This is a genomic window from Nonomuraea sp. NPDC049421, assembly GCF_040677005.1.
GTDB classification, from domain to species: Bacteria; Actinomycetota; Actinomycetes; order Streptosporangiales; family Streptosporangiaceae; genus Nonomuraea; species Nonomuraea salmonea.
In genome coordinates this window covers 18212-33322 of record NZ_JBFAQA010000043.1, presented here as the reverse complement: position 1 = coordinate 33322, position 15111 = coordinate 18212, and the positions used below count along the sequence as shown (strand labels likewise).

At 72.1% G+C, this 15111-nt stretch carries 13 protein-coding genes; 5 read left to right on the top strand and 8 right to left on the bottom strand.

Annotation, left to right across the window (positions count from 1 at the left end):
* The first annotated feature begins 3 nt into the window (after window positions 1-3).
* Window positions 4-585 carry a hypothetical protein gene (locus AB0K18_RS45610; protein WP_364927959.1) on the top strand — a complete coding sequence of 194 codons (582 nt, stop codon included), beginning with the start codon at window positions 4-6 and terminating at the stop codon, window positions 583-585.
* A gap of 186 nt (window positions 586-771) precedes the next feature.
* Here AB0K18_RS45610 and AB0K18_RS45605 read toward each other — a convergent pair whose 3' ends face one another.
* The 4 genes from AB0K18_RS45605 to AB0K18_RS45590 form a co-directional block, all read right to left on the bottom strand.
* Window positions 772-1971, bottom strand: coding sequence for an FAD-dependent monooxygenase (locus tag AB0K18_RS45605; protein WP_364927956.1), 1200 nt, complete (start codon window positions 1969-1971; stop codon window positions 772-774).
* Window positions 1972-2437: 466 nt separating this feature from the next.
* Entirely contained in the window at window positions 2438-3943 is a 1506-nt protein-coding gene (locus AB0K18_RS45600; RefSeq protein WP_364927953.1) for a multicopper oxidase domain-containing protein, read from the bottom strand.
* On the bottom strand, window positions 3940-4572 hold the full coding sequence (locus tag AB0K18_RS45595; RefSeq protein ID WP_364927949.1) for a hypothetical protein: 633 nt from the start codon (window positions 4570-4572) through the stop codon (window positions 3940-3942). The genes AB0K18_RS45600 and AB0K18_RS45595 overlap by 4 nt, the downstream gene beginning before the upstream one ends.
* Before the next feature lie 45 nt (window positions 4573-4617).
* Entirely contained in the window at window positions 4618-6051 is a 1434-nt protein-coding gene (locus AB0K18_RS45590) for an MFS transporter (protein ID WP_364927946.1), read from the bottom strand.
* A gap of 134 nt (window positions 6052-6185) precedes the next feature.
* Between AB0K18_RS45590 and AB0K18_RS45585 the strand changes: the two genes are divergently transcribed.
* Window positions 6186-9110, top strand: a complete 2925-nt coding sequence (locus AB0K18_RS45585; protein WP_364927943.1) for an AAA family ATPase — start codon at window positions 6186-6188, stop codon at window positions 9108-9110.
* Between the two features lie 229 nt (window positions 9111-9339).
* Entirely contained in the window at window positions 9340-10845 is a 1506-nt protein-coding gene (locus AB0K18_RS45580; protein ID WP_364927940.1) for an FAD-dependent oxidoreductase, read from the top strand.
* 183 nt (window positions 10846-11028) lie between these two features.
* Here the strand turns inward: AB0K18_RS45580 and AB0K18_RS45575 are convergent, their stop codons facing one another.
* Window positions 11029-11544 carry a DUF2867 domain-containing protein gene (locus AB0K18_RS45575; protein WP_364927939.1) on the bottom strand — a complete coding sequence of 172 codons (516 nt, stop codon included), beginning with the start codon at window positions 11542-11544 and terminating at the stop codon, window positions 11029-11031.
* 67 nt (window positions 11545-11611) lie between these two features.
* On the opposite strand from AB0K18_RS45575, the gene AB0K18_RS45570 reads away from it, so the two are divergent.
* Window positions 11612-12220, top strand: coding sequence for a TetR/AcrR family transcriptional regulator (locus tag AB0K18_RS45570; protein ID WP_364927936.1), 609 nt, complete (start codon window positions 11612-11614; stop codon window positions 12218-12220).
* Window positions 12221-12325: 105 nt separating this feature from the next.
* Here AB0K18_RS45570 and AB0K18_RS45565 read toward each other — a convergent pair whose 3' ends face one another.
* Window positions 12326-12808 (bottom strand): MarR family transcriptional regulator, encoded by a 483-nt coding sequence (locus tag AB0K18_RS45565; RefSeq protein ID WP_364927933.1) that lies wholly within the window; start codon window positions 12806-12808, stop codon window positions 12326-12328.
* Between the two features lie 122 nt (window positions 12809-12930).
* Between AB0K18_RS45565 and AB0K18_RS45560 the strand changes: the two genes are divergently transcribed.
* Window positions 12931-13404 carry a DUF6653 family protein gene (locus tag AB0K18_RS45560; protein WP_364927930.1) on the top strand — a complete coding sequence of 158 codons (474 nt, stop codon included), beginning with the start codon at window positions 12931-12933 and terminating at the stop codon, window positions 13402-13404.
* Window positions 13405-14190: 786 nt separating this feature from the next.
* Here AB0K18_RS45560 and AB0K18_RS45555 read toward each other — a convergent pair.
* Both AB0K18_RS45555 and AB0K18_RS45550 read right to left on the bottom strand, forming a co-directional pair.
* Entirely contained in the window at window positions 14191-14559 is a 369-nt protein-coding gene (locus AB0K18_RS45555) for a hypothetical protein (protein WP_364927927.1), read from the bottom strand.
* A 157-nt stretch (window positions 14560-14716) separates the two neighbouring features.
* Complete coding sequence (locus AB0K18_RS45550) at window positions 14717-15016, bottom strand: hypothetical protein (RefSeq protein ID WP_364927924.1); 300 nt, start codon at window positions 15014-15016, stop codon at window positions 14717-14719.
* Between the last annotated feature and the right edge of the window lie 95 nt (window positions 15017-15111).

The following is a 15111-nucleotide window of genomic DNA, read 5'->3' as shown; positions in this document are numbered from 1 at the left end:
AGCATGGACAAGGCGGAGCCCGTCTCCGGCACCTGGCGGCCTGGGCAGGCGGCGGTGATCGTGCCGACGGTCGTCACGGCCCTGGCGACCGTCTGGGCCACGAGCGTTCCCGGTGGGTACCTGGTGTGGCTGGCGTTGATCGCCAATGCCTGGATCTTCATCGGTCTCATATGGCTGCTCACGCTGGGCCGCATGCTGTTCAGGCGTGAACCTTCAGCGCGGTTGCGTCGCGAATGGCCGGTGTGGTCACTGCCGCCCCTGATCGTTCTGCTGGTTTGCGGCCTGGTATACGGGGGTGTGCCGTTGAAGGCGCGCTTCGCCCTGTCCCGGCCTGTCCTCGACGGCCGCGCCCAAGCCTTCTCACACGGCGCTCCGCTGCCCGCGGACGACGAATGGATAGGGCTGTTCCCAGTCGAACGGGCGGAGCGGATCCGCGGCGGAGTACGTTTCGCCATCGACGGCGCCGGGTTTCTCAGTACTGCCGGATTCGCCTGGAGCCCCGAGGGCGAGCCGCCCGAGCCTGAGGGCGAGGATCTCTACGAACACTGGCAGGGCCCGTGGTATCTCTGGAGCGAGTCCGACTAGGAGGTTTCCGGTCGCGGACTCGTGGGGTCACCGGCTCTCGTCGGCCGCCGCCTTCGCGCGCCGGTGCAGCTCGATTCGCCCGTCTGCACCGCCGAGCTGACCGCGGTGATCGGCGCCGCCCCGAACTCTTCTTGACCGGCCGCCGGACGTGCCGCACGCGATCCTGTACGGGAATCGGAGCGAGCGCTACGCGACCTCCGTTTCGACAGCGGAGCCGGATGCCTGGCGCATGACGTCGGCGAGCTTGGTTTCCTTGCCTGCGAGGATGGAGCTCAGGTAGCCGGTGACGAAGGGCACTCGGGTCAGGCTGAGCATGATGCGCCGGATGCGCAGGTCGGTCGGTGAGGACGGCAGGAACCAGCGGGCCATCGATCGCGCGTTGCGTTGTTTGTCCTCGACCACGGGACGCCACAGGCGCTCGAACTCGGCGGCGGCCCGCTCGATCGTCGGTGCCTGCGCGAGGCGATCGGCGAGCAGAAAGGCGCCGGCGATGCCGAGTGACGCGCCCTGCCCGGCGATCAGCGACACGGCGTAGGCGGCGTCTCCGAGCAGGATGACCCGGCCGGTGCTCCACTCCGGAAGCTCGATCTGCGCGACCTGGTCGTAGTAGATCTCCTCGGCCGGCGGGCACTGCTCCAGCGCGCGCGGCGTCACCCAGCCCAGACCGCTGTAGGCCCGCTGGACCGCCGCCCGGAGATCGTCCGGAATCGTGGGGTCGGCGCTGCGGTGCACCGCGAACGCGGCGACCCGGCCGTCGCGCAGCGCGTAGAACCCCATCTGCCGGTCGACGGAGTCGGTGAGGCAGAACGCGTGCTCGGCGGCGGCGTGCACGTCCGGCGCGTCGAAGGTGAACGCCGCCGTGTGCAGGCCCAGGTAGCGGAGGTAGCGGTCTTCGGGCCCGAACACCAGCCGGCGGGTGGTCGAATGGATCCCGTCGGCGCCCACGAGCAGATCGGCGTCCAGGACGGTGCCGTCCTCCAGCGTCACCGCCACGCCGTCGGGGCGGTTGGCCACGTCGGTCACCGCCGTGTCATAGCGCAGCTCGACCTCGGCCGGAAGGTTCTCGACCAGTACGGCCTCGATGTCGGGACGCAGGAGGTCCAGTAGCCGGCCGCGAGCGAAGCTCTTGGTCCGGAGCGTGGCGCGGCGGCGGCCGTTCTGGTCGACGAGGCGCCCCTCGTCATAGTGGTAGGCCGCTCGTTCGAACGGGGGCAGCAGCCCCATCGCCTCGACCGCCTCCAGCCCGGGGCCGAAAAAGTCGATCATGTAGCCCTGGGGGCGAGGACCGGGGGCCCGTTCGACCACCACGGCCTCACCGCCCTGGGCGGCGAGCCGATGGGCCAGGGCCAGGCCGCTGATGCCGGCTCCGCAGATCACTGTTCGCACTGTCGCTCCTCCTCGGGGATGGGGAAAGAAGCCTGCGTGGCACCGCCGAGGGATCCTTCCCCTTCAGGCCCAGGCCGCGGTGCGGCAGGAGGCCGTCCACGCAGGCCGCCAAGACAGGGGTCTCGAACGGGGCGGGCACCCCGCGCTGCTCCAGCCACTCGCCGTAGCGCGTGCCCGCGCTCGGCGGCTGGGCATGCCATGACTCGCTCCTGTCTAGGGCAGTCGCCCTGTACGAATGCCCTGATGTTATGGGTGAGCTCCTGCCGATCTCAAGTCGATCCCGGTTCGCGCAGGTCACGGGGTGCTGCTGGAGGTGGAGTCGGGTACGGGTGCAGCCGACGGGGTTCAGCGTCCGCTGCCGCCGGCGGAGGTTCATATACGGCGGCGTCCCGTCGTCGGCGTAGGGCTGTGCGATCCGGGCAACCGCTCCGCGCCACCCCAGCCGGCAGTTCCCGCAGTCCGGCCGTCAATGCTCGTGGTGGGTCGCCGGGGGCCGGTCGGCGGACCGGCCGGGTGCCGTGACGACGAACTGGCCCATGAGGCCCTGATCCTCGTGGTTGAGGATGTGGCAGTGGAACATGTAGGGCGTCGCCGGGTCCGGCTCTCCGCGGAACCGCAGGGCGATGCGTACGGGGACGCCGGGCGGCGTGTGGACGGTGTCCTTCCAGCCGCGCAGTTCCGGGGGCGGGAGCCGGCCGCCGACCGACACCACCTGGAACTGCGCGTCGTGGACGTGGAAGTTGTGCGGGGCGTCGTCGATGGCGGTGACCTCCCACACCTCGGTGCCGCCCTGGGGGACGGCGAAGTCGATGCGGTTCATGTCCATCGACCTGCCGTTGATCGTGAACCCGGAGAGCTCGAAGCGGCGGACCGGCGGCGTCGCGGGATCGGTCACGAGTGCGGGCGCCTCGGCCAGGCGGGGAGGGAGGGGCGATGACGGGGCGAGCCGCGGCGCGGCGCGCAGCTCCATGACGTCCAGGGTGTCGTCGCCGCCGGTCCAGCGCCGGTCCCAGAGGTTCAACCCCGTCTCGGGCGGGAGGCTCCGCAGCACGTCGCGTTCCCCCGGCCGCAGGGTCACCACGATCTCGGCCCGTTCTCCCGGGCTGAGCTGCACGTGTCCGGTCTCGTACGGCGCCGCCAGCAGCCCGCCGTCGGTGCCGACCAGGGCGAACGTCCGCCCGGAGTCGAGCCCGAAGCGGTAGATCCGCGCGTTCGACCCGTTGAGCAGCCGCAGCCGGACCCGCTGGGTGGTGACCGGGAGGTACGGCGCCAGGGTGCCGTTCACGGTGACGAGGTCGCCCACGATGCCGACGCCGCCCTGCTCCCGGTCCCGCTCGTCCAGCTCGTTGTGGCCGGTGAGGTTGAGGTCGCGGACGATGACGGGGATGTCGTCGATCCCGTACCGGTCGGGCAGGCCGTGCGGGTGCGGGTCGTCCAGGATGAACAGCCCCGCCAGCCCCCGGTAGACGTGGAGGGCGGTACGGCCGTGCGGGTGCGGGTGGTACCACAGCGTGGCGGCGGGCTGGTCGACGGTCCAGGTCGGTGACCAGGTGGCGCCCGGTCTTACCGGCTGGTGGGGTCCGCCGTCCATCCGGGCCGGTACGTGCATGCCGTGCCAGTGCAAGGTGGTGGACTCCGGGAGGTCGTTGCGGAAGCGGACCGTCACCGTCTCGCCGCGCGCCGCCCGCAGCGTGGGCGCCAGGTAGGGGCCGTTGATCCCCCAGGTGGGGGTCGGCCGGCCGGCTCGGAACCGGTGCTCGCCCGCGCTCGCCCGCAGGTCGAACACCCGGCCGCCGGCCCCGTCCCGCCGGGAGGGGGCCAGCGGCGGAATGGCCAGCCGGTTGACGAACCGGACCTTTCCTGCGGTGTTCAGCTCCGCTCCGGCCCACCACAACCCGGTACCGCCGATCGCTGCGGTGGCGGCGGCGGGGACGGCGATCAGCCCGGCCTTCAGAAGAGTGCGGCGCTTCACGCGGCGACCACCGTGACGGTGTCGGCGCCGCCGGCCACGACCATCTCGTACCCCGGCGCGTCGCCGCCGTGGGTGGCCTGCGTGAGACCTCCGCCGACGGCGCCGTACCACTGGTCGTCCAGGCTGAGCCTGGTGACGGCCCGCGCGAACTCCACCCGGACCGGCACCCCGGCGGGGCGTTCGACGCGCAGGTCCTCGACCGAGGCCAGCCGGATCACCCGGGTACCGGCGGGGCGGCCCAGCACGAGGCGTACGTGCGCGGCGCCCGAGTGGAACGTCACCGACCGCACGTCGAGGGCGGTGAGGTCGGCGTCCAGGTACGCGGCACCGCCGTGGACGTCCAGCGCCCACGGCACGGCGGGGTTGAGGACGAGGGCGGACGGGCGGGTGCGGCGCAGCAGCCGCGCCCCGGCCGGGTAGGCGATGTGCACGTTGGCGTCGGCGGCCCACACCAGCGGCAGCGGCGGGCCGAACCGCGCCTCCAGCAGGTCCGTGAGGCCGGGCCGCGGGCCCAGGCTGACCCGCTCCAACCCGTTGTCGAAGCTCAGCCGCGCGGCCGAGGGGGCGTCCGGCAGGGGGACGGCGACGTGCTCGTCCCGGACACCTTCGGCGGAGGCGAATGCGGTCATGACGGTTCCTTTCGGTACGGCGCTTTTCCTTACGAGGGATCGGATCTAGGGCGTGCGCGGCCGGGCGGGCAGCGCCCCGGTCAGGCACAGGCCGAGGCCGAAGGCCACGACCGCGTAGCCGAGCGACCACTGCGCGGCGGTGTCGATGTCCCAGCCGGCGGCCAGCGCCGTGGTGTAGAGCGCGCCGACCGCGGCGACGCCGGCGGCGCCGGCCACCTGGATGACGGTGTTGACGACGCCGGAGGCGGCGCCGGCGTCCTGGTGGGGCACGGCCGACAGCACGATGTCGACCAGGATCGGCGCGACCAGCCCGAAGCCGACGCCCCCGGCCAGCAGGCCCGGCACCAGGTGCCAGCCGGTCAGCGCGTCTCCTCCCGCCACGGCGATCCCGGCGATCAGCGCCACCATGGCGGCCGTCAGCACCGCCGCGCCGCAGGCCACCAGCCGGCGCCCGGCCGTCGCGGCGAGCCGTACCGCGAGGCCCGAGGTCACCGCCAGGCCCAGCGGCCAGGCCAGGAACGTCAGCCCGACCTGCAGCGCGGACAGGCCGTGGCCCTGCTGGAGCTGCAGGGTGAGCACCAGGAACAGCGCGGTGACCGAGGAGAACACGGCGAACGCCACGGCCAGCCCGGCCACGAAGGAGCGCTGCCGGAACAACGAGACCGGCACCAGCGGTTGCTCCCACCGGCGCTCCCGCCGCGCCTGAAGGCGGGCGAACACCGCGAGCACGGCGACGGCGGCGGCCACCATCGGCCAGGTCCAGCCCGGCCAGCCCGACTCCGGCCCCTGGATCAGCGGGTAGAGCACCAGCAGGAGCCCGGCCCCCACCAGGACGACCCCAGGCAGGTCGAGCCGGGGCGGCCGGGGCGAGCGGGACTCGCGCATCAGCACGGCGGCGCCGAGCAGCGCGGCCAGGCCGATGGGCACGTTCACCCAGAACACCGAGCGCCACGCGAGCCCGAACACGTCGTTGCCGACCAGCAGGCCGCCGGCGATGGGCGCGGCGGCGGCCGCCAGCCCGTTCACGGCGCCGTACAGGCCGAAGGCCTTCGGGCGTTCCGCGCTCGGGAACATGACCTGGATCGTGGCCAGCACCTGCGGCACCATCATGGCCGCCGCGGCCCCCTGAACCGCCCGTGCGGCGACCAGCATCCCGATGCTCTGCGCCAGCCCGCAGGCGGCGGAGGCGGCGGTGAAGCCGGCCACGCCCGCCAGGAACACGCGCTTGCGGCCGAAGATGTCGCCGAGCCGCCCACCGGTGATCAGCAGCAGGCCGAGCCCGAGGGCGTACGCGGCCATGATCCACTGCACGGCGGCGGTGGGCGCCCCCAGGTCGGCCTGGATGGCCGGGGCCGCGACGACGACGATGGTGATGTCCACCAGGTCCATGAACACGGCCAGTAACGTGACGGCCAGCGCGGCCCAGCGGCGCGAGTGCCCGGACCCGGCCGTCGTGGGCACGGTGGTCTGCTCGGTCATCAGGGGCTCCTCATTCGGCGGGAAACGATCGACGCCGAACGAGCCTCGCGCTGAGCCGGTACGTTCCGCTTCAGGGGAATGTCCTGTCCGATGCCTTAGATTCGGCTTTGAGGGGCCTTAGTAGACTGCGGCCGATGACAGCGTTCGTAGGGCGCCACGCGGCGCTGGAGTCCGTTGGGGAGGCCGCGCGGGACGCGCGGGCCGGCGAGCCGCGGGCGGTGGTGGTGAGCGGCCTGCCGGGAATGGGCAAGACACGGCTGCTGGAGCGGCTGGAGGCCGACCTCGGCCGGTCCGGGTTCCGGGTGCTGCGGGGCGCCTGCGTCGAGCTGGGCGTCGAGGGACTGCCGCTGGCGCCGATCACCGCCGTGCTCAGGCAACTGGTGGACGACCCCGGCCCGCGCGAGTTGCAGGCGCTGCTCCCGGGCGTGGACGGGCTGCTGCGGTTGCTGCCCGAGCTGAACCCCGGCGAGCGCCCGCCCGAGTCGCAGGCCCGGCTGTTCGACCTGTTCGCCGCGCTGCTGCGGCGGCTCGGCGGCGCCCGGCCGACGGCGCTGCTGATCGACGACCTGCAGTGGGCCGACCGGTCCACCCGCGACCTGCTGGAGGTCCTGGTCCGGCCCGCGCGCCCCGCTTCGACGCTGCTCGTGGTCACCAGCAGAACGGATCTGGACCGGCGGCACCCGGTGCGTCCGTTCCTGGCGCGATGGGCGAGGCTGGACCAGGTGCGCCACGCGCGCCTGGAGCCGCTGTCGCGGGCCGAGACCGCCGAGCTGGTCGCGGCGGCGCACCCGGCCTTCGCCGACCAGGTGCTCGCCGACCAGGTGTACCGGCGCTCGGGAGGCAACCCGCTTTACGCCGTCGAGCTTGCGGAGGCCGGCGGGCGGACCGTCACGTGGACCGGCGCTGGGACCGGCGCTGGGACCGGCGCTGGGACCGGCGCGGAGACCCTGCCGGAGTCGTTGCGCGATCTGCTCCTCGCCCGGGTGCGCGGGCTCCCGCCGCAGGTGCGGCAACTGGTGGAGGTCGCTGCGGCGGGCGGCCGCCGCGTGCCGCACGGCCTGCTCGCCGCCGCCTCAGGGCTGGACGCGGGCGCGCTGCTGGAGGCGTTGCGGGCGGCCACGGAGGCCCGGGTCCTGGCCGCCGACGGGGACGGCTACGCCTTTCAGCACGGGCTGGTCCTGGAGGCGGTCGTGGACGAGCTTCTTCCCGCCGAGCGGGTCGGCCTGCACCGCGCGTACGCCGAGGCGCTGCGCGCCGACCCCGGGCTCGTCCCGCCGGACCGGCACGCAGCCGAGCTCGCGTTCCACTGGAACGGCGCGGGCGCGCCCGCGGAGGCGCTGGCGGCCTCGCTGCGCGCGGCGGAGGTCGCCGAGCGGCTCTCCGCCCACGCCGAGCAGGCGCAGTTGCTGGAACGTGCCCTGGAGCTGTGGCACCGGGTGCCCGAGGCGGAGCGCCCGGCCGCCGGCCGGCTCTCCCTGTTCGAGACGGCCGCCACGGCCGCCGTATGGGCCGGCGAGCCGCTCCAGGCTCTCGACCTGATCGACCGGGCGCTCGCGGAGGCCGACCGGGTACGCGAGCCCGCGCGCGTGGCGTTGCTGCTGGCCCAGCGCGGCATGGTCATGCACGACCTGAACCGCGACGGCGCGCTGACCTCCGTGGACGAGGCGCACGCGCTGCTGCCGCAGCTGTCCGGCCTCGACCGGGCACGGGTCCGCAACCTGACCGCGGTCGTGCTCACCATGCGCGGAGCCACCGGGCAGGGCCAGGACGCCGCCGCCGAGGCCGCGCGGCTCGCCGCCGCCCACGGCGACGCCGCGCTGGAGGGCAACGCCCGTACCACCCTGGGCTGGGCGCTCAACGTCGCCGGCGACCACGAGGAGGCGCTGCGTGTCCTGGCGCAGGCCCGCGAGCTGGCCCTGGGCCAGGACGATCTCGTGGGCGTCGCCCGCGCCTGCCTCAACATCGCGGAGAGCCGCAACGCGGTCGGGCGCCACGCGGAGGCGTGCGAGGCCGCCCGCCAGGGGATGGCCGCCGCCCGCCAGGCAGGGCTCGAACGCTCGCTGGGCGCCCCGCTGGCGAGCAGCCTGGCCGCAGCGCTGGCCGCCACCGGCCGGTGGGACGAGGCGGAGGCGGCGGCACGATCGGCGCTGGAACGCGACCCTCAGGGGGCGCCCGGCGCCGGGCTGCACCTGCTCCTGGCGAGTACCGCCCTGTCCCGCGGCCAGTGGAGCACCGCCCGCGCCGAGTCCGCCGCGGCCGGCGCGCTGCTGGGCGGACCACCCGAGGCACCCTACGCCCAGGCCGTGGCGGTGGCGGCCACGCTGGCCGTACGCGACGACCGTCCGGACCACGCCTGCGAGCTGCTCGCCGGCGCCCTGGCCGCGGCCGGTACGCCCGCGGCCTGGCCCCTGCTGCTCACCGCCGCGAACGTCGCCGTCCTGCTGCGCCCGGTGGCCACGCCGTCCTGGCAGTCGCGCCTGACCGGCGAGCTACGCGCGGCGCGGACCCGCCTCCCCGCGGACACCCCGCTGCACGCGCAGTACGCGGCCCACGTGACCGCCGAACTCGTCCAGGCTCCGCCCTCGAAAGCCGCGGCCGTGGAGCAGTGGGCCGAGGTGGCGGCGGGATGGGAGCGCCTGGGGCGGCCCTTCGAGGCCGCCCGCGCCGGGCTGCGCGCCGGTGAGCGGCTGCTGGCCGCCGGAGACCGGGAGGGCGCGGCGGCCCGGCTGCGGGCGACCGCCGAGGTGGCCGAGCGGTTGGGGGCCGCGCCGCTGCTGGAAGAGGTACGGGTGCTGGCGCGCAACGCCCACCTGCCCCTCGGGCCGGACGATGCCGCCGGCGACGGCGCCCTCGAACGGCTGGGGCTGACCGACCGGGAGACGGAGGTGCTGCGGCTGGTCGCGGCCGGGCGTACCAACCGGCAGATCGGCGAGCAGCTCTTCATCAGCGCGAAGACGGTGAGCGTGCACGTGTCCAGCATCCTGATCAAGCTCGGCGTCGCCGGCCGGGGCGAGGCCGCCGCGACCGCGCATCGGCTCCGCCTGTTCGACGGCGGCTGAGTGCCCGCCTGCCGAGACTGAGGACTCGGATAAGGCATGTGCCGGATGTGGCCGGCCTGCGGCCCGGGACAGGCTACCGGCATGCGAATCGCCGCCGCGTTCCGCACCACCCCGCCCGGCTCGCCCGTACGTATGGCCGGGCGCGGCGAGCGGCCGCGCGGCGGATACGGCCCCGTTCCGCGACGGACCCACCGGCCCGTCACGGACGGCACGAAAGGATCTGATCATCATGAGCGAGCGGCACGTCCCCGTCCTGATCGTCGGCGGCGGCATCACCGGCCTCACCACCGCGCTGTTCCTGTCCTGGCACGGCGTCCGCTGCACGCTGGTCGAGCGCCACCCGGACCTGCTGACCCATCCCCGCGCCCGCGGCCTGACCCCGCGCACGATGGAGCTCTACCGGCAGGCCGGGCTGGAGCAGGCGATCCGGGACGCGGCCTACGTCGGCGGCGGGTTCACCTGGACCCCGGTCGTGGCCGACACCCTCGCCGGCGAGCACACCTCCCCCGAGGAACCGGACGAGGACGACGGGTCCGGGTCGAGCCCGTGCGGCTTCGGCCCTATCGACCAGGACCGGCTGGAGGTCATCGTCCGGGACCAGGCCCGCAAGCTGGGTGCCGAGCTGCGCTTCGGCACCGAGCTGGTCGCGTTCGAGCAGGACGGTGAAGGCGTGACGGCCACCCTCCTGGACCGGACGAGCGGGGTGCGCGAGAGCGTGCGGGCCGGCTACCTGGTGGCCGCCGACGGCTTCCACAGCCCCGTACGCCATCGGCTGGGCATCGAGGTGGACGGCCCCGGCCCGATGTTCACGACGCTGACGGCGACGATCGAGGCCGACCTGGCGGCGGCGCTGCGGGGGCGTACCGTCAGCATCGCCTACCTGGAGCGGCCCCGCCCGTACACGATGCTCATGGCCCACGACACCGAGGGCAGGCGCTGGGTCTTCGGCACCGGCCTGGAAGGCGCGGCCGAGGACTACGACGACGAGCGGGTGGCCGCCATGGTCCGCGAGGCCGCCGGGCTGCCGGACGCCGAGGTGCGGCTGCACCCCCAGATCCCCGGCACCGACCTGAAGGTGCTCGCCTTCCCCATCGGCGCCCACCTGGCCAGGAGCTATCGGCGCGGCCGGGTCTTCCTGGCCGGGGACGCGGCGCACGTGTGGCCGCCCACGGGCGGGCTCGGCGCCAACGCCGGCATCCAGGACGCCCACAACCTCGCCTGGAAGCTCGCCTGGGTGATCACCGGCCGGGCCGGGGCAGGGCTGCTTGACACCTACCAGGCCGAGCGGCGGCCGGTCGGGGAGCTGACCATGGGGCAGGCGCTGGCCAGGTTCGGCGCCCGCATGGGGCCGGGCCACGGGCCCCAGGTCATCGACTACGGAGCGGTCTCCATGGGATATCGCTACCCCGTGGACGGGGAGCGGCCCGGCGAGCCCGTGCTGCCGCGGCTGCTCGACGGCACGCCCGGCACCCGTGCGCCGCACGTGCCGCTCGCCGGCGGCCGCTCCACCCTCGACCTGTACGGCTCCGCCTTCGTCCTGCTCACCGCCTCCCCCGCGTGGCGGAGCCCGGACACCGACGTGCAGGTGGTGGAGGAGGAGGTGGCCCGCGCCCACGGCATCGGCCTTGAGGGTGCCGCGCTGGTCAGGCCGGACGGCTTCGTGGCCTGGCGCAGCGATGCCCACGATGAGGAAGAGCTGGCCCGTGCGCTCGACGAGGTCCTCGACCGGCCCTGATCCGCCGTGCGGAGATCTGCTCGGCTGCTCTCGCCGCAGCTCCGCAACGCGGTCTCCCCCGAACCCGGCGCGCGAGGACCTGGGCGATCCGCCGTATCCGATTGATCATCCCTGTTCGGAGCGGCGCGAGCGAGCCGTCATGTCTGCCGTTTCCCTCTTGATGGGGCCGCCAGGGGGCCAGGTCTACACCACCGGCCCATCCTGGCCGGCCCCGCCCTCCTTCTCGACGAGAACAGTTCGGCCAGGGCAGGGACGGCAGCGTCCGGCTGCGGCCCGCGTGAGGAGATAAGGGATCATCCGCCTGTGCACCGGTGCGACGAGCGCCCAGATCAGCCACCCTGCCCTGTCCAGGTAGGCGATGTCGGTGGTCAGCGTGAGGGCATCATCCGACACTCGAAACAGCAGCTGCGCGTTCATCAGCGGTGAGCTGAGCGCGAGGCGGATCGTGGCGCCGTCAGAGGCTGCGACCTGCCACCCCAGAATGTGATGGGCAGACGACAGGGGGCGGCGGAGACGTAGGCCGAGAAGAGCGCGCCAGCCGAGAAGCAGAAACCAGCGCACCGGCGGTGGCGCGTCCTGGAAGACCGCCCTGGCCCACTGCTCGGGTGATCGTCTCTCGCTGATGGTGACTTCGAAAACGTCCTGATAATCGGCTGTCCCTGTCGCGGTGATCCGCCGCACTCGATGTCGCTTTCGCACGCCCCTCCTTGGTGAACACGTGTACATTAGAAACACTATTGAACACGTGTCAAGTAAGCTGGTGGCCATGAGCGAGGGAAGACGACGACGGCTGACCCCGCACGAGCGGCGCAGCCAACTACTCGACATCGGAGCCGAGATGTTCGCTCACCACTCCTACGAGGAAGTGCACATGGAGAGCATCGCGGCACGTGGCGGCGTATCCCGCGGACTCCTGTACCGCTACTTCCCCACCAAGCGCGACCTGTTCGCAGCGATCTTCGAGCGGGACAGCAAGCGGCTGCTGGCCTCCAGCCCGATCGATCCCACGTTGCCGATGGCCGAGCAGGTGAAGGCGGGGCTCGACGCCCACTTGGACTACTTCGCCACACACCGCAACAACATCCTCACAGCCAACCGAGGCGCACTGGCCGGTGATCCGACCGTCCAGCAGATCATCTCCGACGAGCTCGCCACTCTCCGTACCCGCCTTCTCGACGCGCTGGGCGGTCATGGCCGCAACCGGCACGTGACCTCGGTCGCGCTGCATGGCTGGCTGGCGTTCGTCCGAGCCGTATGCGTCGAGTGGCTTGAGGGCTCGCCACTGTCGCGGGACGAGATACGCGAGCTGTGCATCCGTAACCTCGCCAGCCTCTTCCCCGAGCACCTCGATCCGGCAGTGGCTCAATCCGGATGAACATGCAGCGGATGCGGCACCCAATGCCGCGATACGCGGGCCACGCTCATCGACGACCGAACATGTCATGAGCCCAAACGGGCGTCGTCAGGCCGCTGACAGCCGCTACCGGGAAGCATCGGTGCGCTGGGCGGCATAGCGTTCGCGCCAGCTGTCGATGAGCGGGATCAGCTCCTCGGTCATGTAGGCGTAGAAGTCCTTCATCTCGTGCAGGCGCCGGCCGGTGATGCCGTCGTCGCCCGCCGCGTCCAGGCCCTCCTGGGCGGCATCCCTCATGGTGGCCAGCATCGCGTTCTGCTGTGACATCAAGCTGGCCCAAGCCCCCTGGCGGAAACGATAGTGATCGCGGCGGCTGCCGGGGGCCGGCACCCGTTCGATCAGGCCGAGCGGGATCAGTTGCTTGACCGCGGTGGACACCGCACCCGAGCTGATGGACAGCTGCTCGCACAAGTCGGCGGCGGTCATCGACTCTTGCCGGGTGTAGAGCAGGGCGGTCATCACCCGCGCGGTGGTCTTCTGCATGCCGCCCTGCGCCAGGGTCAGCGCCAGCTTCTCGGCGGCCTCGCGCAGCCGCTGGTCGGTGTCCATCCCTGAATTCTAACCATCACTTGGAGTTCTCAGAGAATTTACAAATTTATGAAAGTTCTATACCTTCTGAGGTCCGGAGATCGCGCCATGGCGACCTCCCTGACGCCGAAGGAGAGCCAGCAGTGAAGCCCAGGAACGTGGTCGCAGGCGCGCACGGCATGACCGACCAGGCATGGAAGAAGCACGCCAATCCATGGAGCGTCTGGACCCGGTTCGCCGCCATTCCCGCCTTCGAACTGGCCGTTTGGAGCCGCGAGTGGATCGGCTGGTGGTCACTGGCCGGTGTTGCCCTCGTCGTCATCTGGCTCTGGCTGAACGTCCATCTATTTGCGGCGGTCGAGCCCACCAGCTGGGCGGCGCGCGGCATCTACGGCGAGCGACTCCACGTCGACGGCAAGGCTCCGGCGGCACATCGCGTGGTGCTACGGCTGCTCATCGTGGCCGGACTGATCGGCTTCGCCTTCATCGCCTGGGGACTGATCGCCCTGCAGATCTGGCCGCTCGCGCTGGGCACCGTGCTGCTCGTACTCGCCCAGCTCTGGCGGATCGACCGCTACGGGCTGCTCTACGAACAACACCAGAGCGAAAGCCGGTGACCCGGTACGGCCGGCGCATCACGGCACGGGCTGTACCGGCACCAACCCTCGGCCCGCTCCCTACGTGTGGAGAGCCTCATGCACGTCCCCGGCACCGCGCACCCGCGCCGCTGGCGGACCCTCGCAGCGCTCTGCTTGAGCCTGCTCGTCCTGGTCATCGACAACACCATCCTCAACCTGGCCATCCCCGCGCTGAATCGCCGCTCGCGCGCTGATGGGCGTCGGCGGCTGCCTGGTCATGCCCAGCACCATGTCCCTGCTGATCACCGTGTTCGACGAGAGCGAGCGCCGTACGACGCGTGTTCGGTGACCGCAACTTCTCCGGCGGCACCTTCTCGGTCGTGCTGCCGGCCTTGGCCGCGGCCGGCCTGATGCTGGCGCTCACCCAATACATCCAGCTCGTCCCCGGCCACGGCGTCTTGCAGCCCGGCATGGCACTGCTGCCGTTCGCCGCCTCCTCCGCGCTCGACGACACGAAGACCTGGACGACTCCACTGGAAACCGTCCGGACCAAAGTGTCGTGCCAGAGGTCAGCGCAGGCCCTGCCGGCCGTCCTCATTCGGAAGGGACACTCATCGTCATCTCACGGAGCCATGCCTATGACGAGGCCGAACTCGTACACCACTCCGTGGCACGTGACCGCGCGAAGGACGGGAACGCTTCTTCTCCGACCGGCAGGACTGGCGCAGCGATGCCTGCACGGCGGTGCCGGGGCCGAAGATCCTCCTGGAGATCTTCGACGCCGAGCACGGGCTCGGCGGCATCTCCACCTTCGACGCCGCCGGATCAAAGCGTTTGATATCCGATCGAGATCGGCCACGAAGTGCTGCTGCATTTAGCGTTTGATTCGACGGAATTGGCGACCCATGGGCCGTACAGCGTGGTGTAGCCACCGCTGCTGTTCTGGCAGAAGAGCACGACCCGGGTCTGCGTCACTCCAGTGCCGCTGCACAGCGCCCAGCCGGTGCCGCCGGGAGTGCCGATCTGCGCGTCTGTGCTGCAGGTCGCCGCCTGAGCGGGGGAAACCGGCGAAAGGAGAGTCGTCGCGACGGCGATCCCGGCCGCGGCCGCCGCCGCAACGGCGAATTTCTTGAAGTGACCCGTCGACCACCTCCTGCGGTGCCGATCATCACCGCTTGATGAGAGCCACAGCATTGACGGATGGCCAGAGGGAATGGCATCGGGTTTCTGCGGGCATTTTCACGGGCCGGCCGCAGGGGGATAGGTTCATGGTCCGGAAAAGAAATGGTCCGTCAGCGACGGCGTTCTTGATCCCCGGCGGGCCTCCGGTCGGGAGGCCCGCCGGGCCGGCTCACCTCCGGATGTAGAGGCGGTGGAGCGGCCCCACCAGGATCTTGTTGCACTTGTAGTCCTTCGCGTAGCCGACGGCCTTGTAGTAGCGCCCCGCGACCTGGCACGCCTGCTTGACGGCGAACACTCCCATGAAGTGCCACTTCGCCGCTGCGGTCGAAGCAGCGGTGAGGGAGGCGGAGACGCTGCTCGTGACGGCAGGGCTTGCCTGAGCGGAGGCCGCCGAGACGCCCGCCACGCCCGGCGCCAGCGAGACCGCCGCGGCTGCGGCGAGTGCGGCCATGGTCATACGAACCCGCATGATGATCGCTTCCTCTCCTGAGATGGATGAACACCTTGTCTGACCTTGCGGAACCGACGGTAAGGCGGGGCATGTGGAGGACTTGTTGAGTATGT

Coding starts and splice junctions, on each gene's coding strand:
- AB0K18_RS45565 (WP_364927933.1), bottom strand. CDS start 12,808: ATGGACACCGACCAGCGGCTGCGCGAGGCCGCCGAGAAGCTGGCGCTG.
- AB0K18_RS45610 (WP_364927959.1), top strand. CDS start 4: ATGGACAAGGCGGAGCCCGTCTCCGGCACCTGGCGGCCTGGGCAGGCG.
- AB0K18_RS45590 (WP_364927946.1), bottom strand. CDS start 6,051: ATGACCGAGCAGACCACCGTGCCCACGACGGCCGGGTCCGGGCACTCG.
- AB0K18_RS45550 (WP_364927924.1), bottom strand. CDS start 15,016: ATGCGGGTTCGTATGACCATGGCCGCACTCGCCGCAGCCGCGGCGGTC.
- AB0K18_RS45595 (WP_364927949.1), bottom strand. CDS start 4,572: ATGACCGCATTCGCCTCCGCCGAAGGTGTCCGGGACGAGCACGTCGCC.
- AB0K18_RS45570 (WP_364927936.1), top strand. CDS start 11,612: ATGAGCGAGGGAAGACGACGACGGCTGACCCCGCACGAGCGGCGCAGC.
- AB0K18_RS45555 (WP_364927927.1), bottom strand. CDS start 14,559: ATGCTGTGGCTCTCATCAAGCGGTGATGATCGGCACCGCAGGAGGTGG.
- AB0K18_RS45585 (WP_364927943.1), top strand. CDS start 6,186: ATGACAGCGTTCGTAGGGCGCCACGCGGCGCTGGAGTCCGTTGGGGAG.
- AB0K18_RS45580 (WP_364927940.1), top strand. CDS start 9,340: ATGAGCGAGCGGCACGTCCCCGTCCTGATCGTCGGCGGCGGCATCACC.